The following is a 3,394-nucleotide window of genomic DNA, read 5'->3' as shown; positions in this document are numbered from 1 at the left end:
GTGCACATGGTGAAACCGTTCGCCATGCTGTTTACGGTATCAACCATCCACTGCATATCTTCAATGGTGGAAACAATACGCGGCAGGCCGAGGATCGGGCGCGGCGGATCGTCCGGGTGAACCGCCATACGCACGCCAACTTCTTCAGCAACTGGAATAATCGCTTTCAGGAAGACGGCAAAGTTTTCGCGCAGCTTCGCTTTATCGATATCTTTGTACAGCTCCAGGTGCTTACGGAACTGGTCGAGGGTATACCCTTCTTCCGCGCCCGGCAGACCGGCAATGATGTTACGCGTCAGACGCGCTTTGTCTTCGTCGCTCATAGTGGCGAAGCGAACAGCTGCCTGAGCAATTTCTTCTTCGGTGTAATCCGCTTCCGCGCCTGGACGTTTCAGGATATGCATTTCGAATGCAGCGAATTCGATCTGGTCGAAGCGCAGCGCTTTGGAGCCGTCTGGCAGCACGTATTCGAGGTCAGTACGAGTCCAGTCGAGCACCGGCATGAAGTTGTAGCACACGGTGCGAATGCCGCACTGCGCCAGGTTGCGCAGAGTCTGCTGATAGTTAGCGATCCACTGCTCATAGTTGCCAGTGTGGGTTTTGATATCTTCGTGAATTGGTACGCTTTCTACGACAGACCACACCAGGCCTGCGTCTTCAACGATCGCCTTGCGTTTGAGGATCTCTTCTACGGACCATACTTCGCCGTTCGGGATATGGTGCAGCGCGGTAACCACGCCAGTTGCGCCCGCCTGACGGACATCAGCTAAAGAAACCGGATCGTTTGGGCCGTACCAGCGCCAGGTCTGTTCCATGATTTTTCCTCTTTCACATAGTGGGTTCCACAGCAAAGAGACGCGGAACCCTGGAGTTGTTTAGGTATCCGGATGAACAACCAGACCGCAGCCGTGGCGTTGCATCGGATGAGATGGCGTATAAGTTCTACCTTTTGGTAAGACATGTCAACCCGAATTCTAAAATTGGTTAACCACATCACAAGAATTTCACTCTCCTGGTTGTTGCTGCAAATTGCAGCAAAGGGTAATTGATGGTTATTGATCAGAGGATGTGACATTCATCACAACAATGGTTGACCAATTTACATAACATGTCGCCCAAAATAACAACGGTTCAACCAGGTAAGGTAAAACGTTATGCATGTGCTTAACATTCTCTGGGTGGTATTCGGCATTGGTCTGATGCTGGTACTGAATTTGAAGTTCAAAATCAATTCAATGGTGGCTTTGTTGGTGGCGGCGCTGTCCGTCGGGATGCTGGCGGGCATGGATTTGATGTCGCTGCTGCACACCATGAAAGCGGGCTTCGGCAACACGCTGGGGGAACTGGCTATCATCGTGGTGTTCGGTGCGGTCATCGGTAAATTGATGGTCGACTCCGGCGCGGCTCACCAGATAGCGCATACGCTGCTGGCGCGTCTCGGTCTGCGCTATGTACAGCTGTCGGTGATTATCATCGGCCTGATTTTCGGTCTGGCGATGTTCTATGAAGTGGCCTTTATCATGTTAGCTCCGCTGGTTATTGTCATTGCCGCCGAAGCTAAAATTCCGTTCCTGAAACTGGCGATCCCGGCAGTAGCAGCTGCCACTACCGCACATTCACTGTTCCCACCGCAGCCGGGTCCGGTGGCGCTGGTGAATGCTTATGGCGCAGATATGGGGATGGTTTATATCTATGGCGTACTGGTGACGATCCCAAGTGTAATCTGCGCAGGTCTGATCCTGCCGAAGTTCCTCGGCAATCTTGAGCGCCCAACGCCATCATTCCTGAAAGCAGATCAACCGGTAGATATGAACAATCTGCCCTCTTTCGGCGTTTCGATTCTGGTGCCGCTGATCCCGGCGATCATTATGATCTCTACCACCATCGCCAATATCTGGCTGGTAAAAGATACCCCTGCCTGGGAAGTGGTTAACTTTATCGGTTCCTCGCCGATTGCAATGTTTATTGCGATGGTGGTTGCATTCGTACTCTTTGGCACCGCACGTGGTCATGACATGCAGTGGGTGATGAACGCTTTTGAAAGTGCGGTGAAAAGCATTGCAATGGTGATTCTGATCATCGGTGCGGGTGGCGTGCTGAAGCAAACTATCATCGACACCGGCATTGGCGACACCATCGGCATGTTGATGTCCCACGGCAATATCTCGCCCTACATTATGGCATGGCTGATCACTGTGCTAATTCGTCTGGCGACGGGTCAGGGTGTCGTTTCGGCGATGACCGCCGCCGGGATTATCAGTGCTGCAATCCTTGATCCAGCAACTGGTCAGCTGATTGGCGTGAATCCGGCGCTGCTGGTGCTGGCGACGGCTGCGGGTTCCAACACCCTCACCCACATTAATGATGCCTCATTCTGGCTGTTCAAAGGTTACTTTGACCTGTCAGTAAAAGACACGTTGAAAACCTGGGGACTGCTGGAGCTGGTCAACTCCGTGGTTGGGCTGATTATTGTGTTGATTATTAGCATGGTAGCGTAAAAGAACACCAGAGCCTGCCAATGGCAGGCTCTGTTCGGATTGTCGGCAAAGTGCGCTTTGTTTATGCCAGATGCGACGCTGACGCGTCTTATCTGGCCTACAAAGGGCTAACGTGCAAGGTTTTTAGCTTCAGGTAATATTGCGTACCTGCATTAGCAATGCCCTGTGATTTCTTTATTGATAAACAAAAGTCACGCCAATAATCGATTGCACATTCCCTGCAGTCACCTGCCCTCCGGTACGTGCGTAATTTGCCGTTAATCCCAGACTTACCGCCGAAGTTCCTACTGCTCCTAACGATACCGTGTTATTCGCTGGAATAATCGTACCGTTGCGCGTCAACTGTACGCCGACGCCCTGCGCTGGTGAAAACGACGCGGTATTGGTGAAAATCGAGTTGCCCGCATCTGCGGTTGTGCCGGAGAGGTAATACCCCAGGTTTTGGCTTTTCGCACAATAAACGGTAAGAGGAATTGGCACTGAACCAGGGTAGTCCGGCAGAGTAACGGTGACATCACGAGCAGAAACATCGCAGCCGCCAGTAGGCACCACCACATCATTATTGGCGTAAATATTCCACACAAACTGGAAATCATCGCTGTTATAGTTGTTGGTCTGTCGCAAAATAAGCACGGCAATTAATGAACCAGCTTTAATCGCCACCCCGCCCGCACTGCTCACAGGCGTCAAATAAAGCGCCACCGGCCACGGCTTATCCGTTCTCGAATTATAAACAACCCGCGGCGTTTCGCTGGTGGTAGGAAATGGATAGCTAATGCCACTATATTTTACGGTCCCGGAAAAATTAGATAACACGCCGCCGGTAATGACTCCAACTTATTGATAGTGTTTTATGTTCAGATAATGCCCGATGACTTTGTCATGCAGCTCCACCG

The 3,394-nt window shown here is 51.5% G+C and carries 3 protein-coding genes and 1 pseudogene; 1 reads left to right on the top strand and 3 read right to left on the bottom strand.

The features are described from left to right. On the bottom strand, nucleotides 1-815 hold an 815-nt coding region (uxuA, locus tag FC814_RS22330; RefSeq protein ID WP_137326484.1), incomplete at its 3' end, for a mannonate dehydratase. A gap of 339 nt (nucleotides 816-1,154) precedes the next feature. Here uxuA and gntP point away from each other — a divergent pair. Continuing rightward, a complete protein-coding gene (gene gntP, locus FC814_RS22325; RefSeq protein ID WP_000558250.1) occupies nucleotides 1,155-2,498 on the top strand; it encodes a gluconate permease GntP in 1,344 nt (447 codons plus the stop codon). Nucleotides 2,499-2,672: 174 nt separating this feature from the next. On the opposite strand, the pseudogene fimH reads toward gntP, so the two are convergent. Together fimH and FC814_RS23815 are read right to left on the bottom strand one after the other, a co-directional pair. Beyond that, nucleotides 2,673-3,320 (bottom strand): annotated as a pseudogene (gene fimH / locus FC814_RS22320) (type 1 fimbria D-mannose specific adhesin FimH); the annotation flags it as partial. A 15-nt stretch (nucleotides 3,321-3,335) separates the two neighbouring features. Then, the gene (locus FC814_RS23815; protein ID WP_003032489.1) at nucleotides 3,336-3,392 is read right to left on the bottom strand and encodes an IS1 family transposase; all 57 of its coding nucleotides are present in this window, start codon (nucleotides 3,390-3,392) and stop codon (nucleotides 3,336-3,338) included. Between the last annotated feature and the right edge of the window lie 2 nt (nucleotides 3,393-3,394).

The sequence above is a fragment of the Escherichia sp. MR genome (genome assembly GCF_005280595.1).
In the GTDB taxonomy this organism is placed as follows: Bacteria; Pseudomonadota; Gammaproteobacteria; order Enterobacterales; family Enterobacteriaceae; genus Escherichia; species Escherichia ruysiae.
This window is presented reverse-complemented; position numbering and strand designations above follow the sequence as displayed.

What these genes read in the sequence shown, in the direction of transcription:
- gntP (WP_000558250.1), top strand. Translation starts at nt 1,155, where the DNA reads ATGCATGTGCTTAACATTCTCTGGGTGGTATTCGGCATTGGTCTGATG.